This window comes from Alsobacter soli (genome assembly GCF_003004785.1).
In the GTDB taxonomy this organism is placed as follows: Bacteria; Pseudomonadota; Alphaproteobacteria; order Rhizobiales; family Beijerinckiaceae; genus Alsobacter; species Alsobacter soli.
In genome coordinates, this window is sequence record NZ_PVZS01000039.1 from 19285 (window position 1) to 32975 (window position 13691).

Annotated in this window: 15 protein-coding genes; 9 read left to right on the plus strand and 6 right to left on the minus strand. The window is 69.5% G+C overall.

Features of this window, described 5'->3' with window-relative positions:
• The first annotated feature begins 1 nt into the window (after position 1).
• From SLNSH_RS22465 to SLNSH_RS22475, 3 genes are all read left to right on the plus strand, one after another.
• Positions 2-637 carry a Maf-like protein gene (locus tag SLNSH_RS22465; protein WP_106340204.1) on the plus strand — a complete coding sequence of 212 codons (636 nt, stop codon included), beginning with the start codon at positions 2-4 and terminating at the stop codon, positions 635-637.
• 116 nt (positions 638-753) lie between these two features.
• Positions 754-1560: an SDR family NAD(P)-dependent oxidoreductase gene (locus tag SLNSH_RS22470; protein ID WP_106340206.1), complete on the plus strand. Its 807-nt coding sequence runs from the start codon at positions 754-756 to the stop codon at positions 1558-1560.
• Positions 1553-1771 carry a DNA gyrase inhibitor YacG gene (locus tag SLNSH_RS22475; protein ID WP_106340208.1) on the plus strand — a complete coding sequence of 73 codons (219 nt, stop codon included), beginning with the start codon at positions 1553-1555 and terminating at the stop codon, positions 1769-1771. Before SLNSH_RS22470 ends, SLNSH_RS22475 begins: the two co-directional genes overlap by 8 nt.
• Positions 1772-1787: 16 nt before the next feature.
• On the opposite strand, the gene SLNSH_RS22480 is transcribed toward SLNSH_RS22475, so the two are convergent.
• Complete coding sequence (locus SLNSH_RS22480; RefSeq protein ID WP_106340228.1) at positions 1788-3731, minus strand: ABCB family ABC transporter ATP-binding protein/permease; 1944 nt, start codon at positions 3729-3731, stop codon at positions 1788-1790.
• A 90-nt stretch (positions 3732-3821) separates the two neighbouring features.
• Complete coding sequence (locus SLNSH_RS22485) at positions 3822-5180, minus strand: LysM peptidoglycan-binding domain-containing protein (protein WP_106340210.1); 1359 nt, start codon at positions 5178-5180, stop codon at positions 3822-3824.
• Between the two features lie 133 nt (positions 5181-5313).
• On the opposite strand from SLNSH_RS22485, the gene SLNSH_RS22490 reads away from it, so the two are divergent.
• A complete protein-coding gene (locus SLNSH_RS22490) occupies positions 5314-5916 on the plus strand; it encodes an LOG family protein (protein WP_106340230.1) in 603 nt (200 codons plus the stop codon).
• Between the two features lie 135 nt (positions 5917-6051).
• Here SLNSH_RS22490 and SLNSH_RS22495 read toward each other — a convergent pair whose 3' ends face one another.
• A complete protein-coding gene (locus SLNSH_RS22495; RefSeq protein WP_106340212.1) occupies positions 6052-6360 on the minus strand; it encodes a hypothetical protein in 309 nt (102 codons plus the stop codon).
• 199 nt (positions 6361-6559) lie between these two features.
• Here SLNSH_RS22495 and SLNSH_RS22500 point away from each other — a divergent pair, with 199 nt between their 5' ends.
• Positions 6560-6910, plus strand: a complete 351-nt coding sequence (locus SLNSH_RS22500; RefSeq protein ID WP_106340214.1) for a hypothetical protein — start codon at positions 6560-6562, stop codon at positions 6908-6910.
• Between the two features lie 17 nt (positions 6911-6927).
• Here SLNSH_RS22500 and SLNSH_RS25020 read toward each other — a convergent pair whose 3' ends face one another.
• Together SLNSH_RS25020 and SLNSH_RS25025 are read right to left on the minus strand one after the other, a co-directional pair.
• Positions 6928-7101 (minus strand): hypothetical protein, encoded by a 174-nt coding sequence (locus SLNSH_RS25020; protein ID WP_158266857.1) that lies wholly within the window; start codon positions 7099-7101, stop codon positions 6928-6930.
• Positions 7102-7213: 112 nt separating this feature from the next.
• The gene (locus tag SLNSH_RS25025) at positions 7214-7438 is read right to left on the minus strand and encodes a hypothetical protein (protein WP_158266858.1); all 225 of its coding nucleotides are present in this window, start codon (positions 7436-7438) and stop codon (positions 7214-7216) included.
• A 156-nt stretch (positions 7439-7594) separates the two neighbouring features.
• Between SLNSH_RS25025 and SLNSH_RS22505 the strand changes: the two genes are divergently transcribed.
• From SLNSH_RS22505 to SLNSH_RS22515, 3 genes are read left to right on the plus strand one after another with little or no spacing between them, the layout of a single operon-like run.
• Positions 7595-8926 (plus strand): c-type cytochrome, encoded by a 1332-nt coding sequence (locus SLNSH_RS22505; RefSeq protein ID WP_158266859.1) that lies wholly within the window; start codon positions 7595-7597, stop codon positions 8924-8926.
• A gap of 18 nt (positions 8927-8944) precedes the next feature.
• On the plus strand, positions 8945-9430 hold the full coding sequence (locus tag SLNSH_RS22510; RefSeq protein WP_106340218.1) for a (2Fe-2S)-binding protein: 486 nt from the start codon (positions 8945-8947) through the stop codon (positions 9428-9430).
• Positions 9430-11691 (plus strand): xanthine dehydrogenase family protein molybdopterin-binding subunit, encoded by a 2262-nt coding sequence (locus tag SLNSH_RS22515; protein WP_106340220.1) that lies wholly within the window; start codon positions 9430-9432, stop codon positions 11689-11691. Before SLNSH_RS22510 ends, SLNSH_RS22515 begins: the two co-directional genes overlap by 1 nt.
• Before the next feature lie 66 nt (positions 11692-11757).
• Here SLNSH_RS22515 and SLNSH_RS22520 read toward each other — a convergent pair whose 3' ends face one another.
• Positions 11758-13041, minus strand: coding sequence for a L,D-transpeptidase family protein (locus tag SLNSH_RS22520; RefSeq protein ID WP_106340222.1), 1284 nt, complete (start codon positions 13039-13041; stop codon positions 11758-11760).
• 298 nt (positions 13042-13339) lie between these two features.
• Here SLNSH_RS22520 and SLNSH_RS22525 point away from each other — a divergent pair, with 298 nt between their 5' ends.
• The gene (locus SLNSH_RS22525) at positions 13340-13600 is read left to right on the plus strand and encodes a hypothetical protein (protein ID WP_106340224.1); all 261 of its coding nucleotides are present in this window, start codon (positions 13340-13342) and stop codon (positions 13598-13600) included.
• Positions 13601-13691: the final 91 nt, after the last annotated feature.

The window sequence follows — 13691 nt, forward strand, 5'->3', positions numbered from 1 at the left end:
CTTGGCAGCTGAAAAAGACTGGCGGCCGAAGCTCGTGCTGGCGTCCGCCTCGCCGCGCCGCCTGGCGCTGCTGCAGCAGATCGGCCTCGAGCCGGACGAACTCCTGCCCAGCGACGTGGACGAGTCCCCGCTCAAGGGCGAGCGTCCCAAGGCGCTGGCGCGACGGCTGGCCCGCGAGAAGGCCGAGCGCGCGCTCACGGTCACCAGGACCCGCGACGACCTCCAGGGCGCGTTCATCGTGGCCGCCGACACCGTGGTGGCGCGCGGTTCCCGCATCCTGCCCAAGCCCGAGCACCTGGAAGAGGCCGCGCAGTGCCTGCGCCTGCTCTCCGGCCGCGGGCACCGGGTCTATACGGGCCTGTGCGTAGTCACCCCGAAGGGCGGCTTCCGCGAGCGGCTGGTTGAGACGCGGGTGTCGTTCAAGCACCTGTCCCGCAACGACATCGAGGCCTATCTCGCCTCCGGTGAGTGGCGCGGAAAGGCGGGCGGCTACGCCGTCCAGGGCCGCGCCGCCGCCTTCGTGACCAAGCTGGTCGGCTCTTATTCCAGCGTCGTCGGCCTGCCGCTCTACGAGGCCTCAGCCCTGCTCGCGGGCGAGGGCTACCCTGTCCAAATGTCGTGGCTGAACAGCATCTGAGGCCCGCCCTCGCCTAGACGGGCCGGCCAGGAACCCTTACGGCAGTGTCCTGGAAACGGAGCCGGGCGAGCACGCCGTCAGGCTCCGTCGCTAACCGGCAAAGGGCAGGAGACGTCATGGCGGACCGTCTGAAGGGCAAGGCCGCGGTTGTGGTGGGGGCAGGCTCCGTGGGGCCGGGCTGGGGCAACGGCAAGGCCACCGCCGTCACCTTCGCGCGCGAGGGCGCCCGGGTCGCCTGCGTCGACATCAACCTGGCCGCGGCCGAGGAGACGGCCGAGATCATCCGCGGCGAGGGCGGCGAGGCGATCGCCCTGCAGGCCAACGTGACGCGGCTCGCCGACATCGACGCCGTGGTGGAGGCCTCGCTGGCCGCCTTCGGACGGATAGACGTGCTCGACAACAACGTCGGCATCGCCGAGGTCGGCGGCGTGGTCGAAGTGGACGAGGCCGAGTGGGACCGCGTCTTCGCCGTGAACCTGAAGAGCGCCTACCTGACCATGAAGCGCGTGATACCGGTCATGGAGCGCCAGGGCGGCGGGTCCATCGTCAACATCTCGTCCGTGGCCTCCATCCGCTGGACGGGCGTGCCGTACGCCACCTACTACGCCTCGAAAGCGGCGCTGAACCACCTCACCAAGACCACGGCCGTGCAGTATGCGGCGCAGAACATCCGGGTGAACGCCGTCCTCCCCGGATTGATGAAGACGCCCATGGTGGCGCACTCGGCCGGCCTCGCCGCGACCTACGCCGACGGCGACGTCGAGGAGATGTGGCGCAGGCGCGCCTCCCAGGTGCCCATGGGCCGCCAGGGCGAGGGCTGGGACGTCGCAAACGCCGCGCTCTTCCTCGCCAGCGACGAGAGCCGATACGTCACCGGCCTCGAACTCATCGTGGATGGCGGACTGACGCTGAAATATGCCTGACGATCCCAAGCCCCCTGCCCCGCCGGCGCCCGCCAACGACGCCGCGCCGCCCACGGCGGCCGGCGCCTGCCCGATCTGCGGCAAGCCGACGGAACTGAAGTACCGCCCCTTCTGCTCCAAGCGCTGCGCCGACATCGACCTGTCGCGCTGGCTCAACGGCGTCTACGCCGTGCCGGTTGATCCCCGGGACGAGGAAGACGAGGAGGTGTGAGGCCCGCCCGGGCGCCTCACGCCACGCCCGCTCCGGCCTTCTCCACCCGCGCTTCCTCCGCCCGCGTCCGCTCGAGCTTCTCGCGCGCCTCGTCGGCCTCGCGCTGGCGGTTCCAGAGGGCCGCGTAGAGGCCGTCCTTGTCGAGCAGCTCCGAATGCGTGCCGCGCTCGGCGATGACGCCCTTGTCGAGCACGATGATCTCGTCGGCGTTGATCACCGTGGACAGCCGATGGGCGATCACCAGGGTCGTGCGGCCGCGCGATACGCGCTCCAGGGCGTCCTGGATGTCCTTCTCGGTGAAGCTGTCGAGGGCCGAGGTGGCCTCGTCCAGCACCAGGATGGGCGGGCCCTTCAGGATGGTGCGGGCGATGGCCACGCGCTGCTTCTCGCCTCCTGACAGCTTCAGGCCGCGTTCGCCGACGCTGGTGTCGTAGCCTTCCGGCAGCGAGCGGATGAACCCGTCGATCTGCGCCAGGGCGGCGGCGTTGTGCACCTCCTCCTCCGTGGCGTCCCAGCGGCCATAGCGCACGTTGTAGCCGATGGTGTCGTTGAACAGCACCGTGTCCTGCGGGACCATGCCGATCGAGGCGCGCAGGCTCTTCTGGGTGATCTCGGCGATGTCCTGGCCGTCGATGGTGATGCGGCCGGACTGCGGCTCGTAGAACCGGAACAGCAGGCGCGAGATGGTCGACTTGCCGGCCCCGGAGGGTCCGACGATGGCGATCGTCTTGCCGGCCGGCGCCTCGAAGCTGACGCCCCGCAGGATCGGCCGCTCGGGCACATAGGCGAACTGCACGTTCTCGAAGCGGACCGTCCCGGCCGCGACGGCCAGCGGCTGCGCCCCGGGCCTGTCGGCGATCTCGGGCTCGCGATCGAGGATGTCGAACAGCGCCTCGATGTCGATCACGGCCTGCTTGATCTCGCGGTACACCATGCCCATGAAGTTCAACGGCTGGTAGAGCTGGATCAGCATGGCGTTGATCATCACCAGGTCGCCCACCGTGTGGCGGCCCGACCGGATGCCGTAGACCACCATGACCATGCAGGCCGTGAGGCCGAGCGTGAAGATGGCGGCCTGGCCGGCGTTGAGCACCGCAAGCGAGGTATAGGACTTGATGCTGGCGCGCTCGTAGCGCTCCATCGACTTGTCGTAGCGGGCCGCCTCGCGCTCCTCCGAGCCGAAATACTTCACGGTCTCGTAGTTGAGCAGGCTGTCCACCGCCTTGGTGTTCGCATCGGTGTCGCTCTCGTTCATGTTGCGACGGATGCCGATGCGCCAGTCGGTCGCCTTGCGGGTGTACCACATGTAGGCCGCGATCATCAGCGCGGTGACGAGCGCGTAGCGCCAGTCGAACTGGTAGACCAGGATGCCCAGGATCAGGGCGAACTCGACCACCGTCGGGAAGCCCGTGAGCATCACCATGCGGACGATGGTCTCGATGCCGTTGCGGCCCCTCTCCAGCACGCGCGTCAGGCCGCCTGTCTTGCGCTCCAGGTGGAAGCGCAGGGACAGCTGGTGCATGTGCTCGAAGACCTCGATCGCCAGTCGCCGCACGGCGTGCATCGACACGGTTGCGAACATGGCGTCGCGCCACTGCGTCAGCAGGGCCATCAGGGCCCGGGCGAGGCCATAGATCAGGGTCAGGATGACGGGAGCGGCGGCGAGCGCCGCGATGGGCACGCTGCTCGGCGGGCCGTTGGGCCCGGGCGGGATCAGCGCATCGGTGACCCACTTGAAGGTGAAAGGCACCCCGACGGTCACGAACTTGGCGACGAACAGCAGCACCGTCGCCCAGACGATGCGCATGCGCAGGTCCGCGCGGTCGGAGGGCCAGATGTAAGGCCAGAGCCCCCGGACCGTGGAGGAGAGCTTGCCTTTCTCGGCCGAAATGCGGCCAGGCGCCAGGCGGCCCGCATGAGGCGCGGGAGCCGCGCTCCGGCCGGAGGGCGGCGGCGACATCACATTCATCACAGGAGTCCAAACAAGGTCGGCCTTATATAGGCCGCTTCGGCTCCTTGTGCACCCTGCGCCGGCACAGCCTCGAAGCCGTCAGTTCGTGCGATCTCCAGGCAGCACGAAGAGTTGGCCGGGATAGATCAGGTCGGCGTCGCGGATCTGGGCCTGGTTGGCGTCGTAGATCACGGTGTAGCGCTGGCCCTTGCCGTAGATCTTCTTGCTGATGCGCCACAGGCTGTCGCCACGCCCCACCATGGTGGTGCGGATCTCCGGCACCACGACGTTGGCCCCCTCCGTGGCGGCCGTGGCGGCGACCTGGGCCGGCTTGCCTCCGCCGGTCGCTCCAGTGGCCTGGCCCGGCGTCGACTGGGCCGGCAAGGACCGGCCCTCGGCGCTGGCCACGGCGGGTCCCGTGGGCGTCACGGCCGCAACCGCGCCCAAGTTGCCGAGCGCCGCCACCTTGGCCGTGTAGTCGAACGGGGCCTCGGCCCGGGACAGGACTTTTCCGTCGGACGAGTCGACGTCGTCCACCCGCACCTTGTAGGCCCCGGGCTCCAGGCCCTTGCTGATGGTGAAGGACCACTTCCCGTCGGTGCCGGCCTTGGCGGTCGCCAGGAACGTGTCGTTCAGGTAGAGCCGCACCGAGGCGCCTGCGGCGGCCTGACCGGTGGCGAAGAGCTTGCCGCCCTCCTCCGCCTCGACCGTCTGCAGCAACACGCGCGAGCGTGGGCCTGCGCCCGGGGCCGGAGCGGCGGAAGCGAGCTTCGCCGGCGGATTGACGCCCGCCGGGGCGTTCGGAGCCGGATTGGCGGGCGGCGTGCGCGACAGGATCTCGGTGGGCTTGTCGGGCGCGGTCAGGGCGACCACGACCTCGCCGGTCGGAGTGTCGGGCACGGACACCGTCACGCTCTGGGTGGAGACCTGGCGGGTTCCGTCCGGCAGGGTCACCTGCAGGGTGAGGTCATGCGCGCCCGCCGGAAGGCGCGGCGGAGTCATGGCGAAACGGCCGCTCGCATCCACGGCGGCCCGGTCCAGCGCCTGCCCGTTGCGGAGAAGCTCGACCGTGGACCCAGGCGCCGCGCGCCCGGCCACGACGGAGTCGCCGGCCGGCTCCACCCGAACCACATCGAAGCTCGGGACGGCGGGCGCTTCGGGCGAAACCTTGGGTGTCGGCTTGGCTGGTTCCTGCGTCGAGAGCGAAGCGATCTGCGGCGCTGATGGGGGCGCCTTGGCTTCCTGGCTGGCCTGTCCGGCGGCCGGCGCGCCACTTGGGGAAGGCGCGGTCTGGACCGATGTCATGCTGCCGCCCAATCCCGCCGGAGCCGCGCTCGGAACGGACGTGGTCACGGAAGCGTTGCGCGTCAGGTTGGTCGGCAGACCGAACACTGCGATCGCCGCGCCGACGGCCGCGAACCCGATCACCAACGCGGCCCCTTTCACCCACCCCACCATCTGCACTCGTCCTGAACGCCACCCTTGAAACAAAATAGCAATTCGGAAGCGAGGCGCATAGCGAATAGAATCGGGCGGGAAGACCTTGGTTGGCCGCGATTGACCTCGTGAAAGTGCAATGCAACATACCCTGATGACTGAGATAAGATCGATTTGCGTCTACTGTGGATCCGGCCACGGAAACGATTCGGCCTTCGCGCAAGCCGCCCGCGATCTCGGGCGCATGATGGCGCAGGAGAACATCGCGCTGGTGTACGGGGGCGGCAACGTCGGCCTGATGGGCACGGTGGCGCGGGCCGTCCTCGACCATGGCGGACACGTCACGGGCATCATTCCCGAATTCCTACGAGCGCGCGAACTGATGATCGCCGACGCCCAGGAATTGGTCGTCGTGCCCGACATGCATACCCGAAAGCAGATGATGTTCGACAAGGCCGACGCCTTCGTGGCCCTGCCCGGCGGGGTGGGCACCCTGGAGGAGCTCGTCGAGCAGATGACGTGGTCTCAGCTGGGCCAGCACAGGAAGCCGATCCTCGTCGCGGACATCGCCGGCTTCTGGCGCCCGTTCCTGTCCCTGCTGGCGCATATGCGGGAACAGGGCTTCGTCCGCCCGGGGTTCGAGGTCAACTACCTCGTGGCCGAGCAGGCCCGCGACATCATCCCCATGCTGCGCAAGGCGGCGGGCCGCTCCACGTCCGAGGAGGCTGAGGGCGAACTGGTCGCCGAGCGCTTCTGACCCGCATTTCCGGCCGAGTTGGATGCGAAAACGGCCGCCCCGGGGGGCGGCCGCCTTCCTGGCCTCGAAGCGGATGCGAAACGCTTGCGGCCGGCGGCGCGGAAGCCGTGAGGCCTCCGCGGATCTGAACTCAAATTATGGGGCCTTCGGGGCCGCCGGGGTCGGATTGGCCGGAGCCGGGTTGGCCGGAGCAGGAGCCGGGGCCGGCGACGTCGTGCTGGTGGCAGCGCCGTGGTTGGCGGTCGTCCCAGTGGTCATGTTGTCGTTGCCCTCGTAGCCGCGCCAGACAAAGAACACGACCGCCACGACGGCCAGCACGCCAATGATCGCGCCGATCACGCCTGTATTGCTCGGCGGACGGTTGTAGGTTCCCGTCGTATCCGTCCGCGGGGCGAGAGTATCGTCAGTGACCCGGCGATTGACGTCGTTAGGATCGTAGGTCATCGTTGTCCTCCTTGACCTTGCGTCACTTGCTGACTGTGAGAGGTGAACGCCACCCGTCGGCAATTGTTCCAACTCGCAGCCCGACCGGCTTGATCGAGGCGATGGAACCCGCTCCGAAGCTGGTGCTTGGCTTGCTTGACGGCGCGGCGTCCCGGCCTGAATCTCCGCATGGGAGCCGTTGGCGGCTGGAGGATAGGTGATGCGGCGAAGCGGGCTCTTGCTGGCGGTGACAGGCATGCTCTGCGCGCTGGCTTATTCGGCCGCGGCCGAGGCGGCTCCCAAGGCGAAGGGCGGCGCGCTGAAGATCACGGTCACCAACAAGCGATCGGTGGCGATCACCAGCCTGGGCTTCCTCCCGCCTGGAGCGGACACCGGCGGATCGAATCTGCTCAAGAAGCCGCTCGCGCCGGGCAAGAGCATCGTGCTCACCGTCCCGGCCAAGAAAGGCGAGTGCCTCTTCGACATCCTCGGCAGCTACGAGGACGAGCTGGAGATCTCCGGGTCGAGCATGGACGTGTGCAAGGATCACCAGCTCACGCTGGTCGATTGATCCACACGGCCCGCTCTTCAGCGCATGAGCTTGATGAGTTCGCCGATCAGAAGCCCCGCGGCGGCCGCGGCCGGAACCGCGCCGATGGCGAAGCCCAGTCGGCGCGCCGGGTGATATTGCACGGCCGGCGGCCTCGCGATCTTGCGCCGGCTTTGGAAGGTCTTGCTGAGCATGGAGTCCATTCGCGTCATCGGGCGCACTCCTTGCAACTCACACGAGTGCAACAGCGCGCCTTTAACGAAATCCTAATGGCGCCGCTCAGCTTCAGCCCGAAGGGGTCGGGCTGAAGCACTAGTCCGCAGCTTAGTCCCGCTCTCCGGCGACCCTTTCGTCGGCGGTGTCCTTGCCTGCGCCGCGGCGGCGCATGTCTGCGTTCTCGCGTCCGCCGCCGACTGGACCCTGATGGCCGGGCGGGCCCTTGCGCGTCTGTCCCCCGGGCGCCTCGGCGTTCTGGTTGGCCCCGGATTGCTGGTTCTGGTTGAGCGCGCCGCCCATCTCGCCGGGCGCCGGTGCGCGATCCTGGCTCATCCTTGTCTCCGCTGTCTGAGTGTCCGAAAGCCAATGAGCGGCGCTGGTGTTGGTTCCGGGACGCACGCCACGGCGCGTGCGGGGAGGAACCCCCCGGCGACGGCCGGGGTTGTTCGGTCGAGCCCGGGCGCGGCGCGCGCCTGGCGGAGCCTGCGCATGCGATTCGGCCACCTCGTCACGCTTCTGATCGTCGTCGCCCTCGTTGGATTCGGCCTGACCTTCCTGCAATCCAGGCCGTTGAAGCCCGTCGATCCGCCACGCCGCCAGAGCTTCGACGACGCCCAGGTGCGCCGGGGCGCGACGCTGGCCGCCATCGGCGACTGCGCATCGTGCCACACCGCCCCGAACGGACCCGCCTATGCCGGCGGCGTGGCGCTCGAAACGCCGTTCGGCGTGATCCACGGCACGAACATCACGCCCGATCCGGACACCGGCATCGGCCGCTGGTCCTTCGCCGCCTTCGAACGCGCCATGCGCGAGGGAACCGACCAGGCCGGGAATCGGCTGTATCCGGCTTTCCCGTACAACCACTTCGCCAAGCTCACGGATGACGACCTCAAGGCGCTCTACGCCTTCGTCATGACGCGGCAGCCCGTGCGGGCTCAGACGCCGGAGAACAGGCTGCGCTTCCCCTACAGCATCCGCGGCCTGGTCACCTTCTGGAATTGGCTCTACCTGGACGACAAGCCCTTCAAGCCCGATCCGCGGCAGAGCGACGAGTGGAGCCGCGGGGCCTACCTGGTGGAGGCGCTCGCCCATTGCGGCGCATGCCACACGCCGCGCACCAAGTGGGGCGGCGAGAACAGCAAGGCGCGGTTCGACGGCGGCGACGCCGAGGGCTGGTGGGCGCCGCCGCTCAACGGCTCGACCCCGGCGCTGGAGCCCTGGGACGCCGAGCGGCTGACAGCCTATCTGCGCTCGTGGGACGACCGGCACGGCGGCGCGGTGGGCCCCATGGCGGCTGTGACGGCCAACCTCGCCAAGGCGCCGGATGCCGACGTCAAGGCGATCGCCGTCTACATCGCGAGCCATTTCGGCCAGCCGGACGTGGGCAAGAAGGTGCGCCTGGAAGTGTTGCTGTCCCGGCCCGAGCCGGACCTCGGCGACGACGCCGGCCTGGCCCGCGGCCGCGACGTGTTCAAGGGCGTGTGCGCGCAATGCCACGAGACGGGGGCGCAGGTCCCGTTCACCGTGCAGAACCTCGCGCAGCACACGTCGCTGTTCGCGCCGACCCCGGACAATGTGCTGCGGGTGGCGCTGCATGGCATCCGCACGCCGGCCGGCGGCTTCGGTCCGATCATGCCAGGCTTCGCCGGCAGCCTGACGCCCCAGCAACTCGGCGACCTCGCGCGCTACCTGCGGGCGCGCTTCACGGACCTGCCGCCCTGGCCCGATCCGACCGCGGCAGCGCGGCGGCTCATGAACCAGCCCGAGGGCCCCGCCCCGGCGCCCGCCGTCGCGCCCAAGGCCTGGGCCACGGCGCAATAACGAAAACGGGAGGCCAGCATGGTCGAGCTGAAGGTGAACGGCGCCGTCCGCCAAGTGGACGCGGCGCCCGAGACGCCCCTCCTTTATGTGCTGCGCGAGGACCTGCAGCTGAACGGCGCCAAGTTCGGCTGCGGCCTCGGCCAGTGCGGGGCCTGCACGGTGGCGATCGACGGCGCGCCGGCCTTCTCGTGCCTGCTGCCCGTGGGGCTGCTGGCCGGGCGCGAGATCACCACCGTGGAGGGCCTGGGTTCGCCGGACAAGCCCGGACCGCTGCAGCAGGCCTTCATCGACGAGCAGGCCGCCCAGTGCGGCTATTGCATCGCCGGCATGGTGATGCGGGCCCACACCCTGCTGGCCCGCAACCCGTCGCCGACCGACGACGAGATCCTGGAGCACATGAGCCCCAACTTGTGCCGCTGCGGCGCCCACATGCGCATCGTGGCGGCCATCCGGCGCGCGTCCTCCCGCAAGGAAGCGAGCCGCAGCCAGAGGGGAGCCCTGTGATGACCCTCCCGGACTGCCCCGCCCTCACCCGCCGCGCGGCGCTCGCCGGCGCCGGCGCGCTCGTGGTCTCCTTCAGCCTCGCCCGCAGCGCCTTCGCCCAGGACCAGGTCCAGCCGCCGCAGAACATCGGCCGCGAGCCGAAGTCGCCCGCGCCCCTGCCCGGCAGCCTCAAGGTGGATCCCAACCTCGACGCCTGGATCCGCATCGGCTCGGACGACAGCATCACGCTGTTCACCGGCAAGGCCGAGCTCGGACAGGGCATCAAGACCGCCCTGCTGCAGATCGCGGCCGAGCAGCTCGACGTGGACATGGGCCGGATCACGCTCGTGACCGCCGACACGGCCCGCACCGTGAACGAGGGCTTCACGGCGGGCAGCCACTCCATGCAGGACAGCGGCACGGCGATCCTGCACGCCAGCGCTCAGGTCCGGGAGATGCTCCTTCAGCTCGCCTCAGCCCGCTTCGCCGTCGCCGCCCAGGACCTGAAGGCGCAGGACGGCAAGGTGGTCGCGCCCGACGGACAGTCGGTCCGCTATGGCGAGCTGGTGGTCGGCTCGGAGCTGCACATTCCGGCCACCCCGAACTCCAGGCTGAAGCCCCTCGACCAGCGCCGCATCATGGGCAAGCCGGTCCGGCGCGTGGACATCCCCAACAAGGTGGCCGGCGGCCCTGCCTATGTGCAGGACCTCCGGCTCCCGGGCATGGTCCACGGGCGCGTGGTGCGCCCGCCCTCGCCCGGGGCCAAGCTCGAGGCGGTGGATGCCGGCGCCGTCGAGCGCATGCCAGGCGTGCTCAAGGTGGCGCGGGACGGCGACTGGCTCGCCGTGATCGCCGAAAAGGAGTGGCAGGCGGTCACCGCCATGCGCGCCCTCGCGGCGGCGACCCGCTGGAGCCAGCCGACCGCCCTCCCCGAGAAGACCCGGATCTTCGAGACGCTCGCCGGCCTCAAGGCCGACACGACCACCATCAACCAGAAGCAGGCGCCCCCCGCCGCCGCCGTTCATACGATCGAGGCGGAGTACCGGCGCAACTACCAGCTCCACGGCTCCATCGGGCCGTCCTGCGCGGTGGCCCAGATGCAGGACGGGGCGCTCACGCTGTGGACCCATGCGCAGGGCATGTTCCCGCTGCGCAAGGCCGTGGCGGAGATGCTTTCGCTGCCCGAGGACAAGGTGCGCTGCATCCATGTCGAGGGCTCCGGCTGCTACGGCCACAACGGCGCTGACGACGCGGCGGCGGACGCCGCCCTGCTGGCCCGGGCGATGCCGGGGCGCCCGGTGCGCATCCAGTACATGCGCGAGGACGAGCACCGCTTCGAGCCCTACGGGCCGGTCATGACGAGCCGCGGCGCGGTGGCGCTGGACGGGTCCGGGCGCATCGTGGACTGGCGCTACGAGGTGCGCAGCAACACGCATTCCACCCGGCCGCCCGGCGCCGGGCAGTTGCTCTCGGCGCAGATGCTGGAGAAGGCCTTCCAGCCCGGCCCGCCGCAGCCGCTGCCCCAGCCCGAGGGCGGCGGAGACCGCAACGCCATCCCGCTCTACGACTTTCCCAGCCAGAGCATCGTGCACCACTTCGTGCCCGAGATGCCGCTGCGCGTTTCCGCCATGCGGGGTCTCGGCGCCTACCACAACGTGTTCGCCATCGAGAGCCTGATGGACGAAGCGGCGGCGGCGGCGCGGGAGGACCCGGTCGCGTTCCGGCTCAAGCACCTGAAGGACGCTCGCGGGCGCGACGTGGTCCAGAAGGCGGCGGAGGCCTTCGGGTGGAGCGCTAACGCGACGAGGGAGTCGGGCCGCGGCCGCGGCTTCGCCTTCGCGCGCTACAAGAACCTGGGCGCCTATGCGGCGGTCGCCATGGAGGTGTCCGTGGACCGGGAGACCGGCGGCGTGCGCCTCCTGCGGGCGGTGGCCGCCGTGGACAGCGGCGAGGCCGTGAACCCGGACGGCATCCGCAACCAGATCGAGGGCGGGATCATCCAGTCCGCCAGCTGGAGCCTCTACGAGGAGGTCCAGTACGAACCCCGGCGCATTCTCAGCCGGGACTGGAGCACCTACCCCATCCTGCGCTTCCCGGCCCTGCCGCGGCGCGTCGAGGTGCACATCATTGACAGGCCCGGCCAACCTTTCCTGGGAACGGGCGAGGCCACGCAGGGCCCGGCAGCCGCGGCGATCGGCAACGCCATCGCGGACGCCGTCGGCGTGCGCTGCCGCGAACTGCCCATGACCGCGGCGCGCATCAAGGGCCTGATCGGGGGGTGACTGGGCCCCGAAACGCAGAAAGGCGGCCCGAGGCCGCCTTTCGCGAAAACGGTGCGAGCGGGATGCTTACTGCATCTCCTCCTCGGGGCCGCCGATCTGGCTGGAGGCCATGGAGGCGACCGGCGCGCCGCCGAGGCCGTCCTTGTTGTAGATGTCGTCGCGGAACTGGACGATGCCCTCCGGGGTGGCCCAGGCCGTGATGTAGACCCAGTACACCGGAACCGGCTGCGCCAGACGGGCGTCGACGCGCTGGCCCGACTCGATGGCCGCGTCGATCTGCTCGCGGGTCCAGCCGGGGGTGTCCTTCAGCAGCCAGGTCACGTAGTCGCGGACGTTCTGGACGCGCATGCAGCCCGACGAGACGAAGCGGAAGTCGTCGCCGAAGATGCCCTTGGCGGGCGTGTCGTGCATGTACACGCCGTAAGGGTTGCCGATGTTGATGCGCACCACGCCGAGCGAGTTGAAGTCGCCGCCCGGATCCTGGCGGAACATGTAGTGGGTCGCCTCGTCCGAGCGCCAGTTGATGGCGCTCGGGGCGATCTCCTGCCCGGCCTTGTTGTAGATGCGGATCTTGTTGTCGGTCAGGTAGTTCGGATCCGCCTGCATCTTCGGGATCAGGTCCTTCTTGATGATCGAGGCGGGGACCGTCCAGAAGGGGTTGAAGTTGATGTCGGTCGCGCGGGTCGTCATCACCGGCGACTGGCGGTCGATCTTGCCGACGCCGGCGGCGTGGCGGGTCATGACCTGGCCGTTCTCGACGGTCTCGACCAGCGCGGCCGGGATGTTCGCGACAACGAAGCGCTCGCCCAGGTTGCCGGCGTAGCTGCGCAGGCGCACCACGTTGGTCTCAAGCTGGCGCAGGCGCACCGCGGCCGGGACGTTCATGGCCGTCACGGTGTTCTGGTTCACGATGCCGGTCGGCATCAGGCCGTGGCGCTCCTGGAAGCGCTTCACGCCCGCCTCCACGAAGCTGTCGAAGATGGGCGAGCCGCCGGCCGCCTGGTTGAGGTCGCCGGAGGCGATCAGCCGGCGGCGCAGCGCGGCCACGGCCGGGCCCTTGGAGCCGAGCTTGAGGTTGGCGGCCGGCATCTCGGGGAAGCCGCCCTGTGAGACGATCTGGCGGTAGCTCTCGATCGCCTGCTCGGTGGCCTGGAGAGTCAGGGGCGAGAGGACGGGCGTGGACGAGCGGACAACCTTGAGGCTGGTCGCGGCGTCGTAGTTCTGCTTCCACTCGGCCTGGTCGAAGGCGCTCTGCGCAAAGGCGGTCGAGAACGCGCCGGACGAGGCGGCCATGAGGGTCGCCAGGCCCGTCAAGGCGAAATCGCGGCGAGAAATCTTGAAAGCGCTCATGATGCGGATCTGCTGCCCAAAGGGTGAGGGGGACGTCAGACCGATCCTTGGCGGATCAGCGTAAACGAACCGTTCTCACTCGGATTACCCCAAGTTGCTCGAAGGCGAAAAGCGTGTCGCAGTCCGGCGAATTTAAGGCGAAGTCGCCTCGCGCCCGTGCGTAAGTCCCGCTGTGCTTTCGGCGCCACGCGTCGCGCCGGCCTACGTAGTGCCGAGACTTCTGCGCAGTCCAGCCCAATCGCGCAGGGCGGAGCGGCGGAAGATCATGGCCCGGGTTCAAGAACTTGTGAGATTTTCCATGCTGCACAACGGCGATCTCGACCTGGCGGCCAAGGTCCGCGACGAAGACGAGGCGCTTCAGGATCAGATCCGGGCGGCCATCGGCGCCATCAACGAGATGCTGTCGAGGCTGCCGCCCCAACTCCTCGGCCCCGACGGGGCGTTGCTCTCGGCGGCAGACCTGCCGCACGAATCGGGACAGGCCCTGCTTCGTCTCAGCGGCGAGGTCGCCGAGCTGCAGCGTCGCATCAACGAACTCGCGGCGGCTTCGGCCGCGTGAAGGCGGCATGGCCGCTGTGGCGCCCCGGGCCCGAAGGCTGACGTCGGCTCCGTCAGTCGCTCACGGCCAAAACGACAGAGCCCCGGCCTGG

Excerpts from the sequence above, each read along its gene's own strand:
- SLNSH_RS22470 (WP_106340206.1), top strand. The coding sequence starts at position 754 with ATGGCGGACCGTCTGAAGGGCAAGGCCGCGGTTGTGGTGGGGGCAGGC.
- SLNSH_RS22475 (WP_106340208.1), top strand. The coding sequence starts at position 1,553 with ATGCCTGACGATCCCAAGCCCCCTGCCCCGCCGGCGCCCGCCAACGAC.
- SLNSH_RS22480 (WP_106340228.1), bottom strand. The coding sequence starts at position 3,731 with ATGTCGCCGCCGCCCTCCGGCCGGAGCGCGGCTCCCGCGCCTCATGCG.
- SLNSH_RS22485 (WP_106340210.1), bottom strand. The coding sequence starts at position 5,180 with ATGGTGGGGTGGGTGAAAGGGGCCGCGTTGGTGATCGGGTTCGCGGCC.
- SLNSH_RS22490 (WP_106340230.1), top strand. The coding sequence starts at position 5,314 with ATGACTGAGATAAGATCGATTTGCGTCTACTGTGGATCCGGCCACGGA.
- SLNSH_RS22495 (WP_106340212.1), bottom strand. The coding sequence starts at position 6,360 with ATGACCTACGATCCTAACGACGTCAATCGCCGGGTCACTGACGATACT.
- SLNSH_RS22500 (WP_106340214.1), top strand. The coding sequence starts at position 6,560 with ATGCGGCGAAGCGGGCTCTTGCTGGCGGTGACAGGCATGCTCTGCGCG.
- SLNSH_RS25020 (WP_158266857.1), bottom strand. The coding sequence starts at position 7,101 with ATGACGCGAATGGACTCCATGCTCAGCAAGACCTTCCAAAGCCGGCGC.
- SLNSH_RS25025 (WP_158266858.1), bottom strand. The coding sequence starts at position 7,438 with ATGAGCCAGGATCGCGCACCGGCGCCCGGCGAGATGGGCGGCGCGCTC.
- SLNSH_RS22505 (WP_158266859.1), top strand. The coding sequence starts at position 7,595 with ATGCGATTCGGCCACCTCGTCACGCTTCTGATCGTCGTCGCCCTCGTT.
- SLNSH_RS22510 (WP_106340218.1), top strand. The coding sequence starts at position 8,945 with ATGGTCGAGCTGAAGGTGAACGGCGCCGTCCGCCAAGTGGACGCGGCG.
- SLNSH_RS22515 (WP_106340220.1), top strand. The coding sequence starts at position 9,430 with ATGACCCTCCCGGACTGCCCCGCCCTCACCCGCCGCGCGGCGCTCGCC.
- SLNSH_RS22520 (WP_106340222.1), bottom strand. The coding sequence starts at position 13,041 with ATGAGCGCTTTCAAGATTTCTCGCCGCGATTTCGCCTTGACGGGCCTG.
- SLNSH_RS22525 (WP_106340224.1), top strand. The coding sequence starts at position 13,340 with ATGCTGCACAACGGCGATCTCGACCTGGCGGCCAAGGTCCGCGACGAA.